This window comes from Reyranella sp. (assembly GCF_044224635.1).
GTDB lineage: Bacteria > Pseudomonadota > Alphaproteobacteria > Reyranellales > Reyranellaceae > Reyranella.
Map to the genome: position 1 here is coordinate 146,889 of NZ_JBGAKA010000009.1, position 22,531 is coordinate 169,419.

Consider the following 22,531-nt stretch of genomic DNA (forward strand, 5'->3'; position numbering starts at 1 on the left):
TTCGGTGGATAAGTGGCGGTGTTACATCTCACACTTCTGATCCCGTGGAGGGATCTTCCGTAAGGACAACGAAAGACATTGCGGCTATAGTGCGGATACCATCCGGGTTGGGAGCCGGGGTGGGAATTGGGAACGGGAAATGGGTGTGGGTCATGCGATGCCACCTAATGAAGGACGGCCAAGTTCGTGGTGTGCTGCTGCTCGACGACAAGCCGTACGAAGGGCTGATTGAGCAGGCAGAAGCGATACTCAAGGAATGGACGCCGTGGATCACGAGCGTCGAGGTGTGCCGCGGGACGAGCGTGATCTACCGATCGTCGGCGCCGCCGCCTCGCCTTGAGATGGCAGCTGACTAGGGCATGATCTTCTTTTGTTGAGGCACCAAAGCCCCGAGGAGCCACGCGGAGCGTGGCGTCTCGAAGGCCTCCCCATCACTCCCGGCATGTAGCGTCGCCGGGGAAGTTTGGCTGGTCGGAACCCTACAGGACCGACAGCATGCGGCCGACCAGGGGATGGCGGACGACATCCTTGTCGGTGAGCCGGATGACGGCGACGTCGTCGAGGCCCTCCAGCCTCTGGCCGATTTGGCCCAGGCCGCTCAGCTCGGGCAGCAGGTCGGTCTGGTCGGGATCGCCGGTGATCACCATGGTGGAGTGCCAGCCCAGCCGGGTCAGCAGCATCTTGAGCTGGCCGTAGGTGCAGTTCTGCGCCTCGTCGATCAGCACGAAGCTGTTGTTCAAGGTGCGTCCGCGCATGAAGGCGACGGGGGCGATCTCGATGGTGCCGTCGTCGAGGTTCTGGCGCAGCCGCTTGGGGCCCATCCGGTCGTTCAGGGCGTCATAGAGCGGCCGCAGGTAGGGATCGAGCTTCTCCCGCATGTCGCCCGGCAGGAAGCCGAGATTCTCGCCGGCTTCGACGGCCGGCCGCGACAGAACGATGCGCGAGACGCTGCCGGCCTCGAGGGCCTCGACGGCGGCCGAGATGGCCAGGTAGGTCTTGCCGGTCCCCGCCGGACCCATGGCGATGGTGAGCGGAGTCGCGTCGACCGCCTCCATCAGGATGCGCTGGTTGTCGCTGCGCGGCCGGATCTTGCGGATGTAACTTTGCTCCCGGTCGTTGGCCGGCGCCGGCTCGAAGACCAGGTTGTGAATACGACCCGTGTCGATGGCGTGCAGCTTGGCGCGGCGAGTGGCGCGTTTTGCCATTGGCGTACTCCGGAGCAGGGAACGGTAGTGGGGAGCCGTCCGCGGGGCGCGCCCGCGTCCGCCTGCGGGCGTGGACCCGCCGGCCGCCCTCGGGGCTGACCCCGCGGGCTTGTCGCCAAAAGAAAAACGCCCCCGCAAGCGGAGGCGTCGGCGATCGGCAGTCGTGAAGGTGCGGTTGCCAGGGCACTCGATGGATTATCCACCGGTGATCCACAGTCCGTCGGGCACAGCGTCCTCGAACGGATAGGCGACCTCCCTCATTGACTGCCTTCAGCCTACCGTGAATGGGTCGAACCGGCCACAATATTTATGGGCCGCAACGCAAATATCACACTAGAGAGGGGGTCGTCCGGCTGTAGGCGAGACGGCCCGCAATGTAGGTCGCCTGGATCGCGCGATCGTCGGCCAGGGTCATCTGGACGAACAGCTGCTCGGCGAAGTCGGCCGCGTGATCCATGCGGAAGGCGATCAGCGGGGTGGAGCGCATGTCGAGCACCACCAGATCGGCCTCCATGCCGGGCGCCAGGCTGCCGATGCGGTCGTCGAGATACATCGCCCGGGCCGAGCCGCGGGTCGCGAGATACCAGGCATGGCAGGCCGACAGGGACTGGCCGTTGAGCTGGCTCGCCTTGTAGGCCTCGCCCAGGGTCGCCAGGATCGAGAACGAGGTTCCGGCGCCGATATCGGTGCCCAGGCCGACCCGCACCGGCCGCTCGCTCGCCATGGCCCGGAAGACGTCGAAGGTGCCGCTGCCCAGGAAGAAATTCGAGGTCGGGCAATGGGCGATCGCCGCGCCCGTGACATGGAGGCGCTGCAGCTCGTCATCCTGCAGCCAGATGCCGTGGCCGAACACGGCGCGGCGGCCGCACAGGCCATGATGGTCGTAGACGTCCAGGTAGCTGCGGCGATCGGGGAACAGCTGCTTGATCCAGGCGACCTCGGCGCGGTTTTCGGCGATGTGGGTCTGCATCAGGCAGTCGCCGTGCGCCCGCCACAGCGCGCCGGCGGCGGCGAGCTGCCCGGCCGAGCTGGTGCCGGCAAAGCGCGGCGTGATGGCATAGAGCAGCCGGCCGCGACCGTGCCATCTGGCGATCAGGGCCTGCGACTGGTCGTAGCCCGACTGCGCCGTGTCGCGCAGGCCGTCCGGCGCGTTGCGATCCATCAGCACCTTGCCGGCCGCCAGCCTGAGGCCGAGCGCCTCGGCTTCCTCGAACAGGGCGTCGACCGATTGCGGGTGGACGGTGCAGTAGACGCAGCTGGTCGTGATGCCGTTGCGCAAATTCTCGCGCAGGAAGATCCGGGCAACGTGCCGGGCGTGCTCCTTGTCGGCAAACTTCAGCTCGTTGGGGAAGGTGTACTTCTCGAGCCAGTCGAGCAGCTGCTCGCCGTAGGCGGCGATCATCGGCGTCTGCGGGAAATGGACGTGGCTGTCGACGAAGCCCGCCGAGATCAGCGCATCTTTGCCGTAGTCGCGGACCGCGGTGCCCGGCGGCAGCAGGCGCTGGATGGTGCGGGCGGGACCGAAATGGAGGATGCGGCCGTCCTGCACGGCAACGATGGCATCGGGCTCGTGCACCAGGGTGCGCTCGAGCCCGTCGCGGAAAGGGTCGCCGGAGAAGGAAAGTGCCGGTCCGCGAAGGGCCGTGACCGGCGACTCCGCGGGCCGTTGCGTCACAGGAAGACGACGCGCGTCTCGCGTTCGAGCATCTGCGGTATCTTGCTCGGATCGTCGAACTCGATCTCGGCCTCGACCTGGTGGGCGCTGCCCTCGCCGAGATCGGCCTTGCTGCGCTTCACGCGGGTCACCGTCATCGGCGAGCGCACCACCTTGCCGGTATAGACGGTCGGGCTGCCGCGGAAGGTGATCTCGACCTTGGCGCCTGGGACCAGCCGGTCGAGGTGCAACTCGTCGACCTCGGCCAGCACGCGCAGCTTGCGCATGTCGACGATCTTGGCGATGCCCTGGTGGCTGACGCGCTCGCCCTGACGCGTGAATATCTGCACCACCACGCCGTCGATCGGCGAGCGCACCAGGGCGGCCTCGCGATTCGTCAGCGCCCGGTCGAGGACCGCCTTGGCGTTGGCGATGTCGAGCGCGTTGATCGCCAGGTCGGCCGCCAGGGTCTGCTTCTGCAGGGACAGGCTGGTCTTCTGCTTTTCCAGGTTCTGCTCGATGAGGCTGAGCTCGATCTCCTTCTGGTCGGGCGGCTTGCCCGAGCGCTGCAGCTCGAGCACCTTCAATCGGTTGCGCTCGACCGTCTGCGCGATGTTGTCCTCCGCCATGGCGATCTCGGTCACCCGCGACCCTTTGGTCATGGTCTCGCGCACTTGCATGAGCTTCTCGAGACTCGCCTCGGAGGTGCGCACCGTAATGTCCGCTCGCGGGTACTCCGACAGCACGCCAATGATCTCGCCTTCCTTGACCGTCTGGCCGTCCTTGATGCGCAGCTCGATCAATGTCGCGCCGCCGATGGGATCACCGGCCACCGTGAACGTGCCGGCAGGCGCGTCGGTATAGCCGCGCGAGATCAGCGGCTGGTGGTTGGGCCGTGCCGCATCCTGGGCGATGCCGGTCGGCAGGCTCGGCGCGAACCAGGCCGTGAGCCCGGCGATCGCGCCGATCGCTGCCACGCCTATGATCGCGAGGAATCTTCTTACGCGCCCCATGGGCGACCGCTCCCCATCCACACCATCTGGTCAATCATTGTAACGCGTCCGCCGGGCAAAATCGCGGCAGGAATGTACTGCACCGGCAGTCCCTGTCCCATCGGATGGCGGCAAATTTGTGCACAGAATCGCAAATGTCGAGGGTCCATTGGTCGCGCTCTCGGTCGATGACGTGAATTCCCCCTGCCGAGCGGGCAATAACGCCTTGTCATTTGCCGCTCGCGGTCGCCGGAGTGGGCTGACCGCGCCGGGCGATGAACCTTGCGATCGCGAGGTCGCTCCAGGGCTGGCGGCTGCCGACGCCGTGGAAGCCGACATGGCCACCTTGCCCGGGCAGCAGCGGCAGCAAGGCGTGCGACGTGTACGAGCTCCGGTGTCATCGTAGTAGCACTATCGCGGCGGGCGCTCTGCCTGGCTTGCGAGGAAGCGCAGCGCCGAGCGGCTCGGCATGAAGAAATAGCCGCCGGCTTTCACCGTCACGAAGTTCTTGAGCCCCTTCAGCGTGACGGCGCCAGCCGTCGTCGGGATCGTGAAGTCGTGCGGGCCGGAACACGGCGGCGGCCCGGTGATCGGATCGGGTTCGTTGGTGAGCCCATGGAAGGCGGGCGATCCGATCCAGGATTGCTGCAGGAACTCGAACTGGCGCTCGAGGTCGGCGCAGAGGGCGACGAACAGCATGCCGCGTTCCGCCGGGTCGCCATCGGCACCGGTATAGGGCCGACCGCGCCGTAACACCCGATGACGCCGCTCGATCTGGCTTTGGATCGGATCGTCGGGCGCCAGGCTGCCGCGCGGGTTGGCCCGCCGGATGTGCGCGCCGAAGGGGCAGCGCAGCCCCTGAGGGTCGTCGGTCGCGAAACTGAAGTCGTTGTCAGCCGTCTGCGGCGGCGGGCGGCCTTTTACGGCATGCGGCGCGCGGATGAGCGAGGCGCCGGTCTGCCAGCGACCCATCATCTTGGCGGCGATCCAGTCGTCGGTGATCGGGCCGCCAACGACTTCCTGGATGCCGGGATATTTTTCCAGCTCCTGGCGCTGGGCGGCGACGAAGCCGTTGAACCCGTCGACATCCTGCGCCAGCTGGCGGACCGCCACGAAGGTCCCGTTGCGGCCGAAGTCGCGCGACTCGGAGTCCTGCGAGCCGTCGAAGCGCGGAAAGCGCGAGGCGAAGGCCGGCGTATCGGTTTCCAGGTCGTCGCCCGGGTCGCGTTCGGCCGGCACGGTCACCGCCGGCGCCACGTAGCCCGCACCGTTCTTGTAGCCCAGGATCAATTCGCCGGCGGCGACCAGGTCGGCGCTGTAGCCAGTCGCCGCGGCGCGCTGACTGCCACGGATGACCGGTTGGGAAATGCCGTCGCGGAAACCGAAATGCTCGTACATCGGCGCGGCGCCCCGCTCACCCCTGGATTGGCTTTCCTCCTCGGCCTCGAGAGATTTCTCCGTCGGTTGGGTCATGACCTCCCAGGTCGCCATCGGCTTCAGGACCGCGTAGTGGCGGTCCAGCGCCTGCCGGCAGTCCTCGATCGTCCTGCCGTAGACGAAGAGCATGACGTCCGCCGTCTTGGCGGAACCCTGCGTGGTATCGGCATCCGCCCAGCGCCAGCTGTCCGGCGCCGATGCCCCACGGTCGCCAAGGATCGTGGCGCGCCTCGCCATGCCGAGGCGGAAGGCCGAGGGGAAGGTGCTCATCACCCGCTCGGCCTCTTCGGGACGATCGCGGCAATCCAGGCACTGCGCGATGCCGCGCGCGGAAAAGCCGACGAAAGTCGCGACTCGTTGCGAGAGGTCCGGATGCTCGCCGAAGCGCACCTGCTGGCACAGGAGGTCGAGCCACGCGCGCCGCTGCGCCCGGTCCTCGGGCAGCGCGAGCGCGGCGCTCAGCGTGTAGCGGTAGGCAGGCAGGCCGCGGAACACGATCGACTGGACTTCGTCGGACTCGAGGGCGTTGTCGGGACGCGGCATGGTTCCGATGCAGTCGAGCCAGGCGCGCGCCGCGGTGTCGGTCTGCGCCCGCATCAGGCCGTCATGGATGAGGGCATTGGTGCGGATCTGGTCGGTCGTCAGGTCGGGGAAGCGGCTGTACCAGAACTGCGTGACGATCTGCTGGCGCCGCACCCAGCGCTTGAAGCGGTCGCCGTCCTTCGCCCCTTCGAGGACCAGCAGGGTCGTCTTGGGAAACCCGCGGCCGTTGCTCCACGCCGCCGACTGGCCGTTGTGGGCCTTGGTGACGAAGTCCTCGAGATAGCTTTGCCAGCTGCCGTCGTAGTTGGAGAAGAACACCAGCATCTCGCTGCCTGGCAGGCGGAACCATCGCGCATAGTGGATGGTGCCCATGTTGAGCACGAAGCCCGGCCGGAACCAGTACTGCACCAGCTTGCCGATGCCCCAGAGCGACACCGCCAGCGTGAGCTTGCGGAAGGCGCCGGCCTTCAACGGCGTCACCGCGGTGATGTGGTTCTGGACATAGCCAGCCGGATTCTCCTTGGCGGCGATGCGGGCGATGCTGTCGAGCGGCGCCGTCCGCTCGTCGGGTACGTCGTGCAGCTCGTGCCAGTAGAGGATCGCCAGGAAGACGCCGGCAACCGCCAGAAACAGCAGGAAGCTTGCGAGAATTCCGCCGGTCACGGTGAGCGCCAGCGCCCCCAGGTGCCGCCACAGGAAGCAGGCGACAGCCAGCGCAGCGATCCCGGCGACGACCAGGAGCAGCGGCTGGCGATACCTCCAGAGCAGCGGCACGAACGCGGCGAGGGCGCGCAGCACGACGGCGGTTACGATCAGGCCGCACGCTACCGCCAGCACCCAGCGCACGCTGTCGGCGAGACCGGGCAACCAGTCTTGCAGGATGCGGGACGCTTCGCCCGAGGCAACGACCACGCCGCCGGTCACGATCGCGAGCGCTGCTACGCCGGCCAGAAGGATGCCGAGATAGACGAGGATCGTGACGATCCGATTCCACACCTCGCCGATCCGGGCGAAGCCGTTGGCGACGAAGGTTGCGATGAGGAGAGCGGCCGTGGCGGCGCCCCACACGACCAGCAGGGCCGGCGTGATCCAGGGTGTCGTGCCGACGACGGAATGGATCGCAGCGCCGTTCAGCGACACGACCGCGATCACCAGCAGCAGGCCGTAGAGCCCGACCGTGGATCTGAGGAGAGCCGGCCAGCCCACGCTGTTGCCGCGGCCGGTCCATTCGGACATCGCCAGGCGTCGCCCCGCCGGGCGGATCAGGAACGGGCGCAGCGCCGCGCCGTCGCTGCGCAACGTTGCTTCGGCTGCTTTGCCGGCGGCATCGGATGGCGACGCTTTTGCCGACTGCAACGTCTCGTGGGGAAGCGTCAGGCTCCTGACATAGGTCAGCACATCCATCGCCCGCTTGTGGACGCCATCGTGGGCGCGCAGGAAGCGATCGAGGGCGTCGCGCACGAACGTCGACACCTTGCGCTGTTGCTCGATGTCGCCCACCGGGCAATCCGGCGTGCCGTTGAAGTTGAGGCCGGTAGCGCCCCACGGAAAGAAGTGGAGCTTCGTCTTGTGCGCGTGGAGCAGCTCGGCGAGCGGACGCGTCCCGCTGCCGGCGATGTGCCGGAAGATCGGCTCGATCAGCGGGCCGGCTTCCTCGACGATCCGCACCAGAGCCCGGTCGGCTTCTCCGTCGACGCTGAGCTCGAGGACAAGACGAGGATCGGGCGCGGCCTGCGCGTCGTCCGGATCGGCGGCGTCGAAAGCCGACAGCGATGCGAAGTGAACGAGGTTGGTGCGCCCGAGCGCTTGGCCGATGGCGCTGTCGGCGGTCGCCGGATTGCCGAGCGCCACGATCATGGCGCGCACCTCGGCCAGGCTGTCCGGCGCGAGCCGCGCCTGGATGGTGATCATGTTCTGCTGTGCCGGCGCGCCGGCGGGCTGGAACACCATGTCGAGCCGGCGCGGGTAGGGGCCGATGTGGGACATGATGCCGGCGGCGCCTTGGGCGAGCTGGATGCCGGGCTGGGCCAGCAGGATCTGGAAGATCTCGGTGATCTGCTCCATGGCGAGGTGGGCGCCGAGGCAGCGATGCGATCCGGTGCCGAACATCAGGTCGGGGTCGACCCTGCGGCCCGCCTCGAAGCGATCCGGCGCAGTGAACGCCCGGCGATCGCGCAATGCCGAGAGGGTCGCCACCATGATGACCGACCCGGCCTCGATGGTCTTGCCGGCGATGGTGGCGGTACGCGGGGCGAAGCGCCATTGGCCGGGAAACAGCGCCGGGTTGAGCCGCGATGCCTCGAACAGCAGGTCGCGCAGGACTTGGCGATGCCGGTCGGCGGTTTGCGGATCGGTTTGGCGATGGCGCTCGGCTGCCGCGGCCGTCTCGATGGCCTTCTGCAGCAGGCCGCGCCGCATCAGCTCTTCCAGCATCTTGCCTGCGCCCAGGAGGTTGGTCGGGATCAGGCCGGTCATCGTGCCGATCATCATGGCGCGGATCTCGTCGTCCGGGATCGCGGCGCCGTGCTCGTCCCTGAACTGGACCAGCCGATCGATGACGGTCTCGCGCGGCAGGGCATGGGCGCGCTCGATGGCACGGTCGACGAGGTAGCGCACGCGCTGGGCGCCGTTCATGGCCAGCCGGCGGGTTTTCAGGCTGCCGAACGGATCGGCGAAGATCAGGGCGGAGATGCCGATCGAGCGGTCGAGGAAGGCGTGCGGCTCGTCGAGGTCGAGCCCGAAATACTCGCTGCAGCTCTCGGTCAGGACGCGGCCGAAGAGGTCGGTCATGACGTCGATCCGGCCGCCCGAGCTCTCGAGGAGCGCCGTGGTGAAGTAGCGCGTCCGCTCGAGGATGCGCGTCGCGTCGGCCCGGCGCACGACGGCGTCGAGGAAGCGGCGCTGCCGGTCGTGGGCCTCGCCGTCGAGGCCGAGGGCGAAATCGGCGCCGCCAGTGAGGCTGCGCATCTCCGGGCCGAACGGCACCTGGAAATGCTGGCGATCCAGCAGCACCTCACGGACGTCGGCGTGGCGCGAGACGATGACCAGCCGGCCGATGCGCGCCACCGGGCAGAAAGCACGCAGCAGCTTGAAGATGGCCAGCACGGCGACGCGCACCACCTCGGTGATGGCGCGTTTCATCGTGTTGTCCTGGCCGAGCTCGGCGATGTCGAAGGGGCGCGCCGGCGGCGGCTCGGCCGCTTCCCGCTCCGCCCGCTCGTAGGCGTCGATCAGCCTGAAGTATTTGAGCTCGAGCATGGAAGAAGGCCCCGCAAGCCGTGGAAGAAAGACGCCGCTCAGGGCGTGTGATTCAGTTCACGCGATTGAGTGCATCGGGATGACAGCGTCTGTGTCTCGCGCGCCACGTGCCAGTATCGGAGCTTCAAGCATTTGTTTGTTACAGGCTCTTACTGGCGCCGTCGCGACACCGGCTTTACGTCACCTGTCACCTGGGCGATGCCGCCGGCCAGACGCTGGTTCCAGGTGCGATCGATGAACGGAGTCCAGTCGATGAACTTCGGCGTGAAATCCGGCTTCAGCATCATCAGCTCGTCGTAGGCGCGCCGCGCCGCGCCGCGGTCGCCCTTGCCGAGCAGGGCGTTGATCTTGATGACGAGGGCGTACCAGTAGGCCGGCCGGCGGACCAGCGACTGATCGGCGTGGTCGATGGCATCGTTCCAGCGGCCGAGCATCCAGTACGACAGCGCCAGCTCGCCGATGATGAAGAAGATGTGGATGTCGTTTGGGCTCAGCCGCTGGGCGCGGCGCAGCGGTTCGATCGCCTGCGCCGGCTCGCCCATCAGGTTGTGCTGGCAGCCCAGCTGGGCATGCGCCTGGCACAGGCTGGGATTGAGGGCAATGGCGCGCTCGAACAGGGTGCGCGCCCGTGCAGTCTGACGCAGCCACAGCTCGGCGATGCCGGCCAGCATGTGGCCCCGGCCATCGTCGGGGTCGGCGACAATGGCGCGATGCGCCAGGCGCCGCATCTCGCCGATCTCGGCTTCGTTGCCGCGCTGCGCCCACAGCGTCCAGCCCAGGCAGTAGGTCGCCTGGATGAGCGCTTCGGGCGAATCGGGCTCGAGCTCGAGCGCCTGCTCGAAGAGCTGCCGGGCGATCCCGGAATCGGCGCTGGTGAGCCGGTTGAGATGCCAGCGGCCACGCCAGATCAGGTTGTTGAACTCCAGCCGGTTCTGGCGGTTGCCGCGGGCGCGCGCCTGCTCGGCGTAGTCGACCTGCGTGTCGAGCACGCCGACCAGCTCGGCGACGATCGGGTCGAGCGCATCCTGCGAGCGGTCGGGTGGCAGCGGCACGCGATGCGACCACATCGAATAGCCGCTGACCGCGTCGGACAGGTTGACGGCGAGGGAGAAGCCGTCGCTCGACGGCTTGAGGCGGCCTTCGAGGAGGTACTTCGCGCGCAGCTGCTGGCCGATGACCCGCGGGTCGAGGCGGTCGGAGGCGAAGGCGAAGCTCGAGTTGCGGGAAATCACCGGCAGCCAGCGCAGGCGGGACACGCGGTCGATCAGGTCCTCGCTGACGCCTTCGCACAGATAATCGTTGGCCGGATCGCCCGTGAGGTTGGCGAAAGGCAGGATGGCCAGCGCAGGGCGATCGACGAAGCCGCTCTCCGGGGCGCGCGCTACCGACACGTCGCGCAGCACCGGTCGCCCGGCCGCCTGGCCCGGCAGGCGCGCCGCCAGCTGGCTCCTCTGCTCCCGCAACCAGTCCTCGAAGCCTTCCTCGCCGGCGAGATCGAAGCCCTCGAGGAAGTCGCCGCCGCTGCTGCCCTCCTGTCGTAGGCCCAGCACGTCGACGTCGAATTGCGGCAAGTCGAGGCGCACCCGTTGCCGCTCGCAGATCAGCGCCGGCTTCGGTCCGGCATTGAGGTGCTCACGCAGATGACTGAGCTCGCGTCTCAGGCTGCCCTGGGCCTGCGGCCGGTCGCGCTGTCCCCACAGCTTCTCCTGCAGCCAGCCGCGCGTCCGCTCGCCGCCGTCGGCGGTGGCGAGCATGGCGACCATGGCCATGCCTTTGCGGCTGACGATCTCGATGCGCTCGCCGTCCGGGCCGACAAGCCGGAACGAGCCCAACAGCGAGAGCGAAAATCGATGGGCCGGAACAGCCATCATTCCCCCGATCGACGGCGACGGGGCGCACTCTAGCCCGCGGGGCGAATCGCGTCGATACACGCGGAAATCACGTTTTCCGAACGCTGGCTTCCCACCCGGATAACGCCCGGTGTCGATACTCGACCGCGCTGAAGCCCGCCGTTGGGAGCGGAAGTTTCGTCGCAAATTGACGGGGTGCACGATGAGCAAGCTTGGACATCTCGATCGCATGGACGCTTTCGAGTTCGCCCATTACCTCTGCCTGACGGGTGTCGGCTTGAACCCGACGCTGGGCTGGACCAATTGGTTCGCGCCGATTCATGCGGTGCCGAACACCTACGAGTTCCGCCAGGAACCGCCGGCCGGCATCGTGCTCGAAGTCCCTATGCCGCTGCATGCCATGGGCATCTTCACCTCCACTGGGGTCAGGGAGGTGGTGGTGCGCCACCTGGTGAAGGGCAAGCCGACCGACGTGCGCGTGCCCTTGCGCCCGATCTCGCGCCTCGAAGAGGAAGAGATCTCGGGCCTGATGTCGTCCTCGGCGCTTTCTTATCTGCGGAACCGCGGCAGTGATCGCATCCTGCCATCGATCGGCTCGAGCTTCACCATGCGTCTCGGTTCGGTCGACATCCCGTTCGCCTGCGGCCGGTGGAACGATCCGCCGCGGCCGCGTCGCTATGACGTCCGTCTCAATGTCGACGCCCTGCTGCCCAGCCCGTCCGATATCGAGCTTGCCGTGCTGGGGTGCTTCGCGCGCGGATCGTCGGCTGCGGCCCTGGCCGCCCTGCTCACGCCGGCCGGCTGGGCCCACGGCATGAGCGACTTCCAGCACGCCGTCGAAAATGCGCTGCTGGACCAGCTCGGCGACAAGCTCGTCAACGTCTCGGTAACTGCGTGGTCGCGTTGCCTGGAAGGGGCGGTGCCGCACTTCACGGCCCAGCTCAACGGTCTGCAGGTGCCATCCGTCTGTTGAGGAGGCCGCCGGCCTCCAACCGCAAACACAGGAGGGGAAAATGCCGATCGCAATCCGTCGCCGCACCACTCTCGGTGCCGGTCTCGGCGTTGCTACGCTTGCGCTGCCCTCGTTCGCCGGCATCGGCCGGTCCCAGGGATTCACGCCGGTCGACGGCGTCGCCCGCATTGTCGTGCCGTTCGCCGCCGGAGGGACCACCGACGTCATGGCGCGTGTGGTGGCCCATATCCTGGGCGAGGCGACGGGATCGCCGTTCATGGTCGACAACAGGACCGGCGCGGGCGGCGATGTCAGCGCCGAGATCGTCGCCAAGGCATCGCCCGACGGCCGTACCTTGCTTCTCGGTCATATCGGCACCGCCGTGACGAACCACTATCTGCGCAAGTATGTGCCGTACGACGGCGTCGAGAGCTTCGCGCCGATCTCGCTCGTCGGCGAGGTGGCGAACGTGCTTGTCGTGCATCCGAGGTTTCCGATCCGCTCGCTCAGGGAGTTCGTCGACTATTGCACAACGCTCGGTCCGTCCCGCGTACGTTATGCCTCGCCCGAGCTGGGTAGCGCCGGTCACCTGGCGATGGAGTATCTCCAGAGCGTCACCGGGATCCGGTTGAGGCACATGATCTACGACAGCCGGTCGCGCATGCTGGCGGATCTTCTCGCCGGCAACATCCACGTCGCCATGGACAATCTGCCGACCTGCCTGTCGTACATCCGTTCCGGTGCGTTGCGCGCTGTGGCGGTAAGCTCGAGCCAGCGCTGGTTCGCCGCGCCCGACATTCCAACCGTGGCCGAGCAGGGCTACGCCGATTTCGAGGCGACGCTCTGGTGGTATCTCGCGGCGCCGGCGGGTACGCGCGTCGACCTCGTCGACAAGCTTTCGCGTGCCGTCGCCAAGGGCATTCGCTCGGAGGCGATGGTGCGCAAGATCCGCAACGTCGGTGTGCGCGAGCTCTCGAGCTGCCCCGAGGACCTCGTGATCCGCATGGCCGCGGAGAGAGCGAAGTGGAAGAAGGTGATCGACCACGCCGGACTGGAAGCGCGCTGACAGGGCGGCGTGCGCGTCGAGACGCGCGGCGCCATCCATTGTCAGTGCGGTGTAACGCAAAAGTCCGGTTGTTGCCGCGATCGTTGCGGAATCTGCCGTCGCTCGATCCTCGAGCGATGGAGGTTGCCATGACTAAGACCTTGAAGGGTTTGCTTGTCGTCGCCGCGATTTCTCTGCCGGGCGCGGCGTCCGCGCAATCGAGTGACGCCGACTACTGCCGGTCGCTGGTCGCCAAGTACGAGCAGTATCTCGACATGAGCTCCAAGCGCGGACGGCAACCGCAAAGCCTCGAAGCGCGCGCGGCGGTGGCGCAATGCAAGGTCGGTGACGTTGCGGGCATTCCCGGCATCGAGAAGGCCTTGCAGGATGCCAGGTTCTCCCTGCCGTCGCGCACCGAAGCGGGTGCAGCGGCGCCGACCAAGGACGCGAGCTGCGGCATCGAGGCGTGGTCGACCGAGAAGATGATGTACGTCGGCACGCCGTGCCCGTAGAGCATCTCTGACGAAGATCCGACCGTGATCTAGCGTCGGCCGGCGGGCGGCCGTAGTTATTTGAAAGGTCCCTCGCTGCTGCGGGCGTGCCACTCCGATGGTGCTCATGGGTTGTGTGATCAACGAGAACAGCGCCTTACATGCTGCGTCGGCTCTCCTGGGCGAGCGAACGACTGATTCGCTGGCCAAATTAGGACATTATGCTGCGGTCCATTGACCGGGCGATCCTGGTTCGAAGGAGGGACTACCTTGCGTTTGCTGCCCCGCGGCCCTGCCGATCTCGCTGAGGGAATGGCGCGCCGCGGTTTCATCGCGCTCGCTGGTGGCGCAGCGGCATGGACGGTTGCGGCTCATGCGCAGGCCATGCCGATTATCGGCTATCTCGGCTCCGAGTCCCCGCAACGCTACGGCAGTCGGCTCAGTGCCTTTCGCGAGGGCTTGGCGCAAGCCGGCTACGCGGAAGGTCGCAGCACCGTCGCGATCGAGTTCCGGTGGGCAGAAGGCCAGTACGCCCAACTGCCGGCGCTCGCGAAGGAGCTCGCGAACCGTCAGGTGGTGGTCGTGGTGGCGGCAGGCGGCGCCGAAGTGGCGCTCGCGGCAAAGCAGGCGACGTCGACCATCCCGATCGTCTTCGAGATGGGCGGTGATCCGATTGCGCTGGGCGTCGTCGACAGCCTGTCGCGGCCGGGAGGCAACCTGACCGGCGTGACGAGCCTCAGCGTGGAGGTTTCGCGCAAGCGCCTGGAGTTCATGCGTGAAGTGCGCCCGGCCAGCAAGATATTCGCCGTTGCCATCAACCCGACGAGTCCGACCTCGAACTCGCAATTGAAGAACCTCCATGCCGCGGCGGAGAGCCTCGGCGTAAGCCTGGTCGTCCTGAAGACGAGCTCGGAGGAGGAGTTCGACCGCCTGTTCGCCGCCGCGCGTGAGTCTCAGGCAGGCGGACTCGTCTTCAGCTCCGATCCCTATTTCGCTTACCGCAGCCAGCAGCTGGCGGCGCTCGCGGTGCGCCATGGCGTGCCCGCAATGACCCAATCGCGCGACTTTACGCTCGCTGGCGGCCTGATGAGCTATGGTGGAGATTTCAGCCAATCGCACCGCAATGCCGGGATCTACGCCGGCCGCATCCTCAAGGGCGAGAAGCCTGCCAATCTGCCGGTGCAACGAGTCACCAAGGTCGAGCTGTTCATCAATCTGAAGGCTGCCGACACGCTCGGCCTCGCCTTTCCGTCTTCGCTCCTGGGCAGCGCCGATCGGGTGATCGAATGACCGGGTCGATCGGCCGTCGCGCGAGCTGATACGATGGCCGATCCGATCGCCGCTCCGCGCGCGACGCTCTTCAAGAAATACTTTCGCACCCTGTTTGCGGCGGTCGTCGCGCCGCTTCTGATCGCGGGTGCAAGCGAAGCATGGTTCGGATACCGCGACCAGCGCGCCAGGCTGAATGACCTCCTGGATGCGGAGGCCCGGCTGGCGGCCGTGAAGATTGCGGATTTCATCGACGGGATCCGCGACCAGATGGGCTGGACGGTACAGTTGCCGTGGTCGGAGAATCCCGGCAACCGGCGCCGGCTCGACGCCCTGCGCCTGCTGCGCCAAGCCCCGGCCATCGAGAGCCTCATTCTGGTCGACCCCGCCGGACGGGAACGCCTGTTCATATCGCGCATCGGCCTCAACAGGATCGAGGACGGCCGCGATCTTTCCGCGAGCCCTGCCGTCGTGGGGGGCCGATCGGATCGGACGTGGTTCGGACCGGTCACCTTCCACAACGACTCGGAACCCTTCATGACCGTCGCCATCTCGGGCAATCGTGCGGCGGACGGGGTGGCGATCGCCGAGGTCAATCTCAAGTTCATCTGGGAGGTGATCTCGGGCATTCGGGTGGGGCGCACCGGCGACGCCTTCGTGCTCGATCAGCCGGGACGTCTCGTCGCCCATCCCGACATCAGCCTGGTGCTGCGCGCCGACGAGAGCGCGCAAAGACCGTTGCAGGCTCTGCGGGCGGCCATTGTCGCCCGCTCGGGACAGGTGGCTGCCGGCCGCGACATTTCCGGCAATCGGGTGCTGGCGGCGATGGCGCAGATCCCCGGCGTGGATTGGAGCGTCGTCGTCGAGCAACCGGTCGCCGAGGCGTTCGAGCCGATCTATGCTGCGCTCTGGCGCACCGTGGCCTTGCTGGTTGCCGGCACGGCCCTCGCGGCCGGGCTCGCTTACTGGCTGACCCGGCGCATGATCGAACCGATCCGTGTGCTGGAGGACGGGGTCACCCGGATCGGTGCAGGACAATTCGCTCATCGGATCAGCCTGACGACGAGCGACGAGTTCGAGCGGCTCGCGACCCGGTTCAACGAGATGGCGGGCGAGCTCGCGCTGTCGCAGGAGCGCTCGGAACGCATCGGCCGGCTCAGGCGCTTTCTCCCACCGCAAGTGGCCGAGCTGATCGATCGCACCGGTGACGACCGCGTTCTGGATGGCCGGCGCGTCGACGTGGTGGTGATCTTCTGCGATCTCCGCGGCTTCACCGCCTTCTCGGCTGGCGCCGAGGCCGAAACCGTCATCTCTGTGCTGCGCGAGTACCACAACGCGCTCGAGCGCGCGGTCAGCGCCCACGAGGCGACGCTGATCAACTTCTTCGGTGACGGCGTGATGGTGCTGGTCAACGCGCCGGTGTCCTGCTCCGATCCGGCCCTGCGGGCGGTCAAGCTGGCGAACGACATGCAAGGGAGCGTGCAGAAGCTCCTGATCGGCTGGCGTGCACTCGACAGCCGGCTTGGCTTCGGCGTCGGCCTGGCGATGGGGCCCGCCACGGTCGGGCGAATCGGATCCGAGGGCCGCCTCCACTACACCGCGATCGGCAATGTCGTGAACCTCGCGTCGCGCCTGTGTGCAAGCGCGGAGGACGGTGAAATCCTCATCGATCGCGTTGCGGCGCGCGAGGTTGGTTCAAAGGTGTCGCTGGTCGAGCTCGATCCGCGGAAGCTGAAGGGATTCGACCAGCCGGTTCCCGTGTATGCCGCCGGCGATGGAAAGGTAAGGGCCTAGAGCCTGATCGGTTCAAGCGGAAACAGATGAGGCTTCAAGAAGGATCAGCTTCATTCCCGCTCGCTCATGAATCTGAGCGAGCGGGACCCTCGCGGTCCGGAAGAGCATGATCAACCCGAAAACATTGCCCGAGACTGCCGCGCCTGCCTGCAGCAGCTGAGCCCCTTCAGCTACGCGGGTTGCGCAGAACGATGCAGGCGCCGCCGGCGGCGCGCAGCCTGGCGCACAGTGCGTTCGCCTCTGCCCGGCTGCTCTCCGAGACGCGGACGATGACCGAGAAGGGCACCCGACGACGCGCGTTCAGCACCAGCGGCAGCCGGTCGCCGAGAACGGCCGTGTACTTGCGCCGCAACTGCTCGTAGGTGGCGAGGACGCGTCCTTCGGACCAGGTGCCGGCAAGCTGGACGCCCCAGGGCCCCCATGCCGGATCGGAAGCAAGATCGCGCCGAGGATGCGGACTGATCATCATCTGCCTGGCGAGCTCGACGCAGCGCACGCCGCCAAGCGTGCTCGAGTACGGCAATTGCGGCGGTTGCGACGCCCAGGTCTGCGCGGCGTGGCCGGTGATGATGAGGACATAGGCAAGCGTCTCGTTCGGAAGGCGGCGTCGGCCGGCCAGCCAGGCTTCGACCTGGGCGGGGCCGGCGTTGTATGCCGCCGCCGCCAGCCCGAGATTGCCGCGGAAGGTTGCGCGCAGCTCGCGCAGATAGCTCGCCGATTCGCGCAACGCCTGCAGCGGCTCGAACGCGTTGGTGAGTCCACGCGTCGCGGCGGTTTGCGGCATGAACTGCGCGATCCCCTGCGCGCCTGCCGGGCTGACCGCCTTGGGGTCGAAGCGACTCTCCTGCCAGATGAGACGGGTGAAGAACTCCTCGGGGAGCTCGTTGTCGGCCGCCGCCCGGGCCAGCGTGCGGCAGATCTCGTCGACCGACGGACGTGAGTCCTTGGCTTGCGTCCCTGTCGACGCGGCTTTCGGAGATTCCTCGTTTGCGGCGCCGGTCGACTCGTCCTGCGCTTCGGCGTGCACCGGCGCCAAGTGCGACAGGGCAGCCGCGAGCAGCGCACAGGCCGCCGCGAGCCGCAATGTCACCCTCCGCCGGGCCATCGCGTGCTTCATCGGAGGGAGAGGCGTGAAGCGGTCACGATGGGGTTCCTCCCGAGCACCGTTGCTCAGGCTACAGGGCGCGGCTCGGACACGGAACGGGAAAGAGAGGCCCGGAAGGGACGCCGCGACACGGACGACACAATTTGCCTGGGCCGCAACACGGCCGGGATACGAAGCATCGGTACACGAGCCGTCGTTCGAAGATCGATCTTCGGATGGTCGAGAGCCTCCAAGTCTTCCTCGTCGCCTTGGATCGCGCGGGAGGCCATCCAGAACTCACTTGTCAGCCATTCGGGGCATTGCCGTGTCCGATATGATCATGCGCTCGCCGTCGGCACCGAACCACTCCCTGCGGCTCAGGATGCGGGGCCATCGCGGCAAGGCAGTCGAGTGCGCCCTTGTCGCCTTCCTGGTGGCCTTTGCAGCCCTTCAGGCCCTGCTCGTCGTGGGCGCATCTGCGACGTAAGGCGGCAAGAGGAACCGGAAAGCGCAACGACTGCGATCGGTGGCGAGATGGCGCAGGCTGCGAGAAACGCCTAGGCTCCACGCACCGACGTGGCCCGGTCATGCATCAAAAGTTCCATCCAAGGAACGCGGGCCGCGACGTCAAGGAGGAAGCCCACGATGATACGCGTCGCTTTGTTGTGTGTGCGATTTGTGGTTCTCGCGTTCCTGCTCAGCGCACCTTTCGCCAGCGCCTCCGCCCAGAAGCAGGGCGGCATCCTGCGCATCACCCACCGGGACAGCCCCGCCAGCATGTCGATCCACGAGGAAGGCACGATCTCGACCGTGCTGCCGATGATGGGCGTGTTCAACAACCTGGTCATGTTCGATCCGGCCAGGAAACAGAACAGCCTCGACGACATCGTGCCCGATCTCGCCGAGAAGTGGGCCTGGAGCGAGGACGGCAAGACGCTGACCTTCACCTTGCGCAAGGGCGTCAAGTGGCACGACGGCAAGCCGTTCACGGCCGCCGATGTGAAGTGCACGATCGATCTTCTGCAGGGCAACGCGCCGGAGAACTTCAAGGTCAACTTTCGCAAGGGTTGGTATGCCAACGTCGAGAGCGCGACCGCCAATGGCGAGAGCGAGGCCGTCCTCAAGCTGAAGGCGCCGCAGCCCGCGCTGCTCGGCCTGCTCGCCTCGGGCTTCTCGCCGATGTATCCCTGCCATGTCGGCCCGCGCGAGATGCGCCAGGCGCCGATCGGCACCGGCCCATTCAAGTTCGTCGAGTACAAGCCCAACCAGACCATAAAGCTGGTGCGCAATCCGAGCTATTGGAAGCCGGGCAAGCCGTATCTCGATGGCGTCGAGTACACCATCATCCCCAACCGCTCGACGGCGATCCTGGCCTTCCAGTCGAGCAAGTTCGACATGATCTTCCCGTTCGAGGTCACGGTGCCGCTGGTCGGCGACATCAAGGCCAACCGGCCCGATGCGATCTGCGAGACCGCCCCGATGAACGTCGCCGCCAACATCCTGATGAATCCCGTCCCGCCGTTCGACGACATCGAGGTGCGCCGCGCCGTCGCCATGACGCTCGACCGCAAGGCGTTCCGGGACATTATGACCTCGGGCACCGGCGACGCCGGCGGCGCCATGCAGCCCCTGCCGGAGGGCCGCTGGGGCCTGCCGGCGGAGATCCTGCGCGAGCTGCCGGGCTACGGCGCCGACGTCGCCAAGAGCCGCGAGAAGGCGCGCGCGATCATGGCGGCCAAGGGCTATGGGCCCAACAAGCCGCTGAAGCTCAAAGTCTCGACCCGCAACCTGCCGACCTATCGCGACGCATCGGTGATCCTGATCAGCCAGCTGAAGGAGATCCACATCGACGGCGAGCTGCAGCTGGTGGATACGGCGCAGTGGGTGCCCAAGCTGATCCGCCGCGACTACGCGATCGCCGTCAGCCAGGTCGGCAACGGCGTCGACGATCCGGACCAGAACTATTTCGAGAATTACGTCTGCGGCTCGCGCACCTACATGGACTACTGCAACAAGGACATCGACGCGATGGTGGCCGCGCAGTCTGCCGAACGCGATCCGGAGAAGCGCAGGAAGATCGCCTGGGAGATCGACAGGAAGCTGACCAACGAGGCGGTGCGGCCGATGCTCTACTACATGTATGGTGCCACCTGCTGGCAGCCCGGCCTCAAGGGCGTCACCATCCAGGTCAACAGCATCTACAACAACTGGCGCTTCGACGACGTCTGGCTGGAGTAGCGATTGCCTGACGGCGGGCCTCTGGCCCGCCGTCAGGATCGTGATCCGTCCTCGATCGAACATTGCGTCGGCGCGGTGAGGGGCTGTTTCGAGCGGCTCGATACCCTGGTCAACAACGAAACATTCGAGGAACGCCGCTCCACCAGTCAACGGCGACCCGAACGGTTTCCGCCCTTTTCGAGGCGCTCGAGGCGTGTCTCCCACTTCGTCCGCAGGGCTTCCAGCTGTTGCTGGAGCTGCTGGTCCTGCGCCCTGATCTGGTCGAGCCGCGCGTTGAGAGTGGCAAGCTGCTGCTGAAGGGCACTCAAGCGACGCTCGACGTAGGCCATGTCGACGCTGCGCTGCTGCCCGTTCGTGGCTGTGGGCACCAGGAAGATTGTCGAGACGCAAGCATAGAGGCCGACCGTCTTCATCGAGACGGGGCTCTTCGACAGTGAGTGAAGTTCGGCAAGGCGACGGATGGCTTTGGCTCGCATCATCGGCTGTTGACCCAGTCGCCGCCTCGTGGCGGCTTCTCCTGTCGGACAGTAGCAGCGGCTCTGTAGAGGTCGAGGTCGGTTTGATATCCGTCGAGCCGGGATCAGCGGAAGTCAAGGCGAGTCCCCCGTCCGACATCTCCTCTCCGGCATGTCCCCGCAAAGCCAAAGGGCCCGGCCGTTGCCGGCCAGGCCCTCGTTTCTTGGTGGAGCCAAGGGGGATCGAACCCCTGACCTCTACAATGCCATTGTAGCGCTCTCCCAGCTGAGCTATGGCCCCGAAATTCTTGGGAAGCGGGCGCGAGGTATAAGTCCTGGCCTTCCCGCTGGCAACAGGCGCTAGCGGTCGCCCTCGCCCTTGTCGTCCTCGACCTCGACCTCGAGATCCTCGGTCTCGTCCGCCAGATCGTCGGCATCCTCCAGCGCCTCGTCGCCCTCCACGTCAGGCACCTCGTCGCCGGCCAGCGCCGCCTCGTCGACCTTCTTCTTGGCGGCCGCCTTGGCCGCCGCGGCGGCGGCCGCCGCCGAAGCCGCCGTCGCCGCGGCCGTGCCGCGGCCGCGCCGCACCTTCACGAAGTCCTCGCGATCATGCTCGCGGCCGCACTTCGGGCACTTGATCGGGCTCTTGTTCAGGTCGTAGAAGCGCGCGCCGCAGCTCTGGCAGGTGCGCTTGATACCCCAGTTCGCCTTGACCACGCAGGGAACTCCTGGAAATTCCGCAGAATCGGCCGGATCGGCCGCGAGGGAGCGCGTATGTCACGCGTCTTTCACCCTGTCAAAACCAAATTCCGGCATGCTACGAGCACGGCGCGCCACAAATCCGCCGTCCTGCGGGAGGACAAGCTGTCCAATCGATCGTCCGCCACCGGGCTGGTTGCCCGATCCGTGCCTCGTCTCGAGGGTCGCGTGCGTGCCCCCGGCGACAAGTCGGTGTCGCACCGGGCGCTGATGATCGGCGCGCTGGCGCTCGGCGAGACCACCGTGCGGGGACTGCTCGAAGGCGAGGACGTGCTGCGCACCGCGGCCGCCCTGCGCGCCCTCGGCGCCGAGCTGCATCATGACGGCGAGCGGGGGCTGTGGCGGATCCGTGGATTCGGGGTCGGTGGCGGCCGCGAGCCGGCCGACGTGCTCGACCTGGGCAACTCCGGCACCTCGACCCGCCTGCTGGCCGGAATCCTGGCGAGCCACCCGTTCACCAGCATCATGACCGGCGATGCCTCGCTGCGCGGCCGGCCGATGAAGCGCGTCACCGATCCGCTGGGGCGCATGGGCGCCCGCTTCGCAGGGCGCGAGGGCGGCCGCCTGCCGCTCGCCATCATCGGCACCGACGAGATGCTGCCGATCGAGTACCGCCTGCCGGTCGCCTCGGCCCAGGTCAAGAGCGCCATCCTGCTGGCAGGCCTGAACACCCCCGGCGAGACCACGGTGATCGAGCCCGAGGCGACGCGCGATCACACCGAGCGCCTGCTGCGCCACTTCGGCGCCGAGGTGCACGTGGCGCCCGCCGAGGGCGGCGGCAAGCGAAGCACCGTGGTCGGCTGGCCTGAGCTCAAGGCGCGCGACATCGTCGTGCCGGGCGATCCGTCGTCGGCCGCCTTCGCCGTCGTGGCGGCGGCGATCCGGCCGGGCAGCGACGTCACGATCGAGAATGTCGGCATCAACCCGCTGCGCGCCGGTCTCTATCGCACCCTGAGCGAGATGGGCGCCGACATCATGTTCGAGAACCGGCGCGAGGTCGGCGGCGAGCCGGTCGCCGACCTGCATGTCCGCGGCGGCTGCCTCAGAGGAATCGAGGTGCCGGCCGAGCGGGCGCCGACCATGATCGACGAATACCCGATCCTCGCCATCGCCGCGGCCTGCGCCGAGGGCACGACCCACATGACGGGACTGGCGGAGCTGCGCAGCAAGGAAAGCGATCGCTTGGCGAGCGTGGCGGCCGGCCTGCAGGCCAATGGTGTCCGGCACGAGATGGGCGCCGACAGCCTGGCCGTGCATGGCACGGGAGCGGCGCCGGCCGGCGGCGGCCTGGTGGCGACCCATCTCGACCATCGCATCGCCATGTCGTTCCTCGTCCTGGGCCTCGCCACGCGCGAGCCGGTCGCGGTCGACGACGGATCGCCGATCGACACCAGCTTTCCGGGCTTTGCCGCCCTTATGAACCAGCTCGGCGCCCGGATCGGGCCATTGGCGGGGACTGTGACGGCGGTACCCCAGTCCGGGTCGGCGGCTGGCGCGGCGTGAGC

At 67.2% G+C, this 22,531-nt stretch carries 16 protein-coding genes and 1 tRNA gene; 8 read left to right on the top strand and 9 right to left on the bottom strand.

Translation table 11 applies throughout. The annotated features are described in order from the left end of the window. Positions 1–167 precede the first annotated feature (167 nt). Positions 168–356, top strand: a complete 189-nt coding sequence (locus ACILR9_RS11285) for a hypothetical protein (RefSeq protein ID WP_395710016.1) — start codon at positions 168–170, stop codon at positions 354–356. 123 nt (positions 357–479) lie between these two features. On the opposite strand, the gene ACILR9_RS11290 is transcribed toward ACILR9_RS11285, so the two are convergent. The 5 genes from ACILR9_RS11290 to ACILR9_RS11310 form a co-directional block, all read right to left on the bottom strand. Further along, complete coding sequence (locus tag ACILR9_RS11290; RefSeq protein WP_395710017.1) at positions 480–1,205, bottom strand: PhoH family protein; 726 nt, start codon at positions 1,203–1,205, stop codon at positions 480–482. A gap of 328 nt (positions 1,206–1,533) precedes the next feature. Further along, the gene (guaD, locus tag ACILR9_RS11295; RefSeq protein ID WP_395710018.1) at positions 1,534–2,880 is read right to left on the bottom strand and encodes a guanine deaminase; all 1,347 of its coding nucleotides are present in this window, start codon (positions 2,878–2,880) and stop codon (positions 1,534–1,536) included. Further along, positions 2,877–3,836: an HlyD family secretion protein gene (locus ACILR9_RS11300; RefSeq protein WP_395710019.1), complete on the bottom strand. Its 960-nt coding sequence runs from the start codon at positions 3,834–3,836 to the stop codon at positions 2,877–2,879. Before ACILR9_RS11300 ends, guaD begins: the two co-directional genes overlap by 4 nt. Positions 3,837–4,262: 426 nt before the next feature. Further along, complete coding sequence (locus ACILR9_RS11305; RefSeq protein ID WP_395710020.1) at positions 4,263–9,089, bottom strand: cytochrome P450; 4,827 nt, start codon at positions 9,087–9,089, stop codon at positions 4,263–4,265. Between the two features lie 149 nt (positions 9,090–9,238). After that, positions 9,239–10,960: a hypothetical protein gene (locus ACILR9_RS11310; RefSeq protein ID WP_395710021.1), complete on the bottom strand. Its 1,722-nt coding sequence runs from the start codon at positions 10,958–10,960 to the stop codon at positions 9,239–9,241. A 181-nt stretch (positions 10,961–11,141) separates the two neighbouring features. Between ACILR9_RS11310 and ACILR9_RS11315 the strand changes: the two genes are divergently transcribed. The 5 genes from ACILR9_RS11315 (at position 11,142) to ACILR9_RS11335 (ending at position 16,490) form a co-directional block, all read left to right on the top strand. Then, positions 11,142–11,912: a hypothetical protein gene (locus tag ACILR9_RS11315; protein ID WP_395710022.1), complete on the top strand. Its 771-nt coding sequence runs from the start codon at positions 11,142–11,144 to the stop codon at positions 11,910–11,912. A gap of 40 nt (positions 11,913–11,952) precedes the next feature. Then, positions 11,953–12,957, top strand: a complete 1,005-nt coding sequence (locus tag ACILR9_RS11320) for a Bug family tripartite tricarboxylate transporter substrate binding protein (RefSeq protein ID WP_395710023.1) — start codon at positions 11,953–11,955, stop codon at positions 12,955–12,957. 128 nt (positions 12,958–13,085) lie between these two features. Further along, entirely contained in the window at positions 13,086–13,448 is a 363-nt protein-coding gene (locus ACILR9_RS11325) for a hypothetical protein (RefSeq protein WP_395710024.1), read from the top strand. 291 nt (positions 13,449–13,739) lie between these two features. Further along, positions 13,740–14,717: an ABC transporter substrate-binding protein gene (locus ACILR9_RS11330; RefSeq protein WP_395710025.1), complete on the top strand. Its 978-nt coding sequence runs from the start codon at positions 13,740–13,742 to the stop codon at positions 14,715–14,717. 33 nt (positions 14,718–14,750) lie between these two features. Beyond that, a complete protein-coding gene (locus ACILR9_RS11335; RefSeq protein ID WP_395710026.1) occupies positions 14,751–16,490 on the top strand; it encodes an adenylate/guanylate cyclase domain-containing protein in 1,740 nt (579 codons plus the stop codon). Positions 16,491–16,656: 166 nt separating this feature from the next. On the opposite strand, the gene ACILR9_RS11340 is transcribed toward ACILR9_RS11335, so the two are convergent. Next, positions 16,657–17,595: a lytic transglycosylase domain-containing protein gene (locus ACILR9_RS11340; RefSeq protein WP_395710027.1), complete on the bottom strand. Its 939-nt coding sequence runs from the start codon at positions 17,593–17,595 to the stop codon at positions 16,657–16,659. Between the two features lie 657 nt (positions 17,596–18,252). On the opposite strand from ACILR9_RS11340, the gene ACILR9_RS11345 reads away from it, so the two are divergent. After that, positions 18,253–19,812 (top strand): ABC transporter substrate-binding protein, encoded by a 1,560-nt coding sequence (locus tag ACILR9_RS11345; RefSeq protein WP_395710028.1) that lies wholly within the window; start codon positions 18,253–18,255, stop codon positions 19,810–19,812. 146 nt (positions 19,813–19,958) lie between these two features. On the opposite strand, the gene ACILR9_RS11350 is transcribed toward ACILR9_RS11345, so the two are convergent. The 3 genes from ACILR9_RS11350 to ACILR9_RS11360 all read right to left on the bottom strand — a co-directional run bounded on the left by ACILR9_RS11350 (position 19,959) and on the right by ACILR9_RS11360 (position 20,984). Further along, positions 19,959–20,225 (bottom strand): hypothetical protein, encoded by a 267-nt coding sequence (locus ACILR9_RS11350; RefSeq protein ID WP_395710029.1) that lies wholly within the window; start codon positions 20,223–20,225, stop codon positions 19,959–19,961. A 267-nt stretch (positions 20,226–20,492) separates the two neighbouring features. Beyond that, a tRNA-Ala gene (locus ACILR9_RS11355) sits at positions 20,493–20,568 on the bottom strand. Positions 20,569–20,627: 59 nt separating this feature from the next. Further along, complete coding sequence (locus ACILR9_RS11360; RefSeq protein WP_395710030.1) at positions 20,628–20,984, bottom strand: TIGR02300 family protein; 357 nt, start codon at positions 20,982–20,984, stop codon at positions 20,628–20,630. Positions 20,985–21,131: 147 nt separating this feature from the next. Here ACILR9_RS11360 and aroA point away from each other — a divergent pair, with 147 nt between their 5' ends. Continuing rightward, positions 21,132–22,529 carry a 3-phosphoshikimate 1-carboxyvinyltransferase gene (gene aroA / locus ACILR9_RS11365; RefSeq protein WP_395710064.1) on the top strand — a complete coding sequence of 466 codons (1,398 nt, stop codon included), beginning with the start codon at positions 21,132–21,134 and terminating at the stop codon, positions 22,527–22,529. Positions 22,530–22,531: the final 2 nt, after the last annotated feature.

Bases quoted from the DNA above. Each gene is read 5' to 3' on its own strand.
- ACILR9_RS11285 (WP_395710016.1), top strand. From the start codon at position 168: ATGAAGGACGGCCAAGTTCGTGGTGTGCTGCTGCTCGACGACAAGCCG.
- ACILR9_RS11290 (WP_395710017.1), bottom strand. From the start codon at position 1,205: ATGGCAAAACGCGCCACTCGCCGCGCCAAGCTGCACGCCATCGACACG.
- ACILR9_RS11305 (WP_395710020.1), bottom strand. From the start codon at position 9,089: ATGCTCGAGCTCAAATACTTCAGGCTGATCGACGCCTACGAGCGGGCG.
- ACILR9_RS11310 (WP_395710021.1), bottom strand. From the start codon at position 10,960: ATGATGGCTGTTCCGGCCCATCGATTTTCGCTCTCGCTGTTGGGCTCG.
- ACILR9_RS11315 (WP_395710022.1), top strand. From the start codon at position 11,142: ATGAGCAAGCTTGGACATCTCGATCGCATGGACGCTTTCGAGTTCGCC.
- ACILR9_RS11320 (WP_395710023.1), top strand. From the start codon at position 11,953: ATGCCGATCGCAATCCGTCGCCGCACCACTCTCGGTGCCGGTCTCGGC.
- ACILR9_RS11325 (WP_395710024.1), top strand. From the start codon at position 13,086: ATGACTAAGACCTTGAAGGGTTTGCTTGTCGTCGCCGCGATTTCTCTG.
- ACILR9_RS11330 (WP_395710025.1), top strand. From the start codon at position 13,740: ATGGCGCGCCGCGGTTTCATCGCGCTCGCTGGTGGCGCAGCGGCATGG.
- ACILR9_RS11335 (WP_395710026.1), top strand. From the start codon at position 14,751: ATGGCCGATCCGATCGCCGCTCCGCGCGCGACGCTCTTCAAGAAATAC.
- ACILR9_RS11340 (WP_395710027.1), bottom strand. From the start codon at position 17,595: ATGGCCCGGCGGAGGGTGACATTGCGGCTCGCGGCGGCCTGTGCGCTG.
- ACILR9_RS11350 (WP_395710029.1), bottom strand. From the start codon at position 20,225: ATGAAGACGGTCGGCCTCTATGCTTGCGTCTCGACAATCTTCCTGGTG.